We start from the raw sequence: 1,823 nt of genomic DNA, 5'->3' as shown, positions 1-1,823 counted from the left end.
GCTTCGGTGTCAGCGGTAACGTCCAGACCGACGGCGCCGGCAACTCGACCGTCTATCTCCAGGGCGGCACGATCAACGACGTGCTGAAGGCGATCGACCTTGCCACCGGCGTGCAGACCGCTTCGATCAGCGCAGGCGCGGCGACGCTGACCACCGCCACCGGTCAGATCAACTCGTCGATCAACGCCTCCGGCCAGCTCAAGCTGTCCACCGGCGTCAATGCCGACCTGTCGGTCACCGGCACCGGTAACGCGCTGAACGTGCTCGGCCTCGCCGGCAACACCGGCACGGCGACGGCGTTCACCGCGGCTCGTACCTCCGGCATCGGCGGCATCACCGGCAAGACCTTGACCTTCTCCTCCTTCAACGGCGGCACGGCGGTCAACGTCACCTTCGGCGACGGCACCAACGGCACGGTCAAGACGCTCGATCAGCTCAACTCGGCGCTGCAGGCCAACAACCTGACCGCCACGATCGACGCCAACGGCCTGCTGACGGTCTCGACCACCAACGACTACGCGTCCTCGACCATCGGTTCGAGCAGCGCAGGTGGTTCGATCGGCGGCACGCTGACCACGGCACTGACCTTCTCGACGGCTTCAAGCCCCGTCCAGGATACGGTTGCCCAGACGGCCCGCGCCAACCTGGTGTCTCAGTACAACAACATCCTGAGCCAGATCGACTCGACCTCGCAGGACTCCTCGTTCAACGGCGTCAACCTGTTGAACGGCGACCAGCTCAAGCTGACGTTCGACGAGACCGGCAAGTCGAGCCTGAACATCACGGGTGTGACGTACAACTCGAAGGGTCTGGGCCTCGCCGCGCTGACCAACGGTGTCGACTTCATCGACAACGCCGCGACCAACAAGGTGCTGACCAACCTGAACTCGGCGTCGAGCACGCTGCGTTCGGAAGCCTCGAGCCTCGGTTCGAACCTCTCGGTCGTGCAGGTTCGTCAGGACTTCAACAAGAACCTGATCAACGTGCTGCAGACCGGTTCGTCGAACCTGACCCTGGCCGACACCAACGTCGAAGCGGCCAACAGCCAGGCGCTGTCGACCCGCCAGTCGATCGCGGTCTCCGCGCTGTCGCTGGCCAACCAGTCGCAGCAGAGCGTGCTGCAGCTGCTTCGCTAACAAGCGGACGACATCGCAAGCAAGATCAGGCGGCGGGGCTTTTGCCCCGCCGCTTTCTTTTTGCGTCGGCATCAAGGTGCCCTTCAGCAGGTGGAAGCGATGGGTGCGAGCGCAGCGAATTGCCCACTCTGAGTTATGGTTGACAAGTGGCAAACGCCCGGTTGCTGCACCGAAAAGCATCATTTGATCATGACGATACGAGATGGCTCGATCCGGCGCCGATCGCGCATATGGTGAATCCGCGCAAGGACTCGCGCAACACGCTTCATGCTTTGTTAGCCGTCTGCGTTCACCGTCCCGGCATCGATTAATCCTAATCGAAGTTTGTTGCGTTGCGTACCAGAAGGGTAACACTCAATGTCCGGTATTGTTCTCTCGTCCTCGGTTCGTCAGAACCTGCTCTCCCTCCAGTCCACCGCTGATCTTCTCGCCACCACGCAGAGCCGTCTGTCGACGGGCAAGAGCGTGAACTCGGCCCTGGACAATCCGACCAACTTCTTCACCGCACAGTCGCTCGACAACCGCGCCAGCGACATCAACAACCTGCTCGATGGCATCGCCAACGGCGTGCAGGTGCTGCAGGCTGCCAACACCGGCATCACCTCGCTGCAGAAGCTGATCGACAGCGCCAAGTCGATCGCCAACCAGGCGCTCCAGACCACCGTCGGTTATTCCACCAAGTCCAAC

The 1,823-nt window shown here is 62.2% G+C and carries 1 protein-coding gene and 1 pseudogene; both read left to right on the top strand.

All coding sequences use genetic code 11. The features are described 5' to 3' along the window. Positions 1 to 1,136, top strand: a 1,136-nt coding sequence (locus QY049_RS26745; RefSeq protein WP_301270180.1) for a DUF1522 domain-containing protein, incomplete at its 5' end; no start/stop codon positions are given. A 357-nt stretch (positions 1,137 to 1,493) separates the two neighbouring features. Further along, positions 1,494 to 1,823: pseudogene (locus QY049_RS26740) on the top strand (flagellin); the annotation flags it as partial.

Source organism: Bradyrhizobium sp. WYCCWR 13022, from assembly GCF_030435535.1.
Lineage (GTDB): Bacteria > Pseudomonadota > Alphaproteobacteria > Rhizobiales > Xanthobacteraceae > Bradyrhizobium.
The sequence above is the reverse complement of the archived record's forward strand: the minus strand, read 5'-3'. Positions and strand labels throughout refer to the sequence as shown.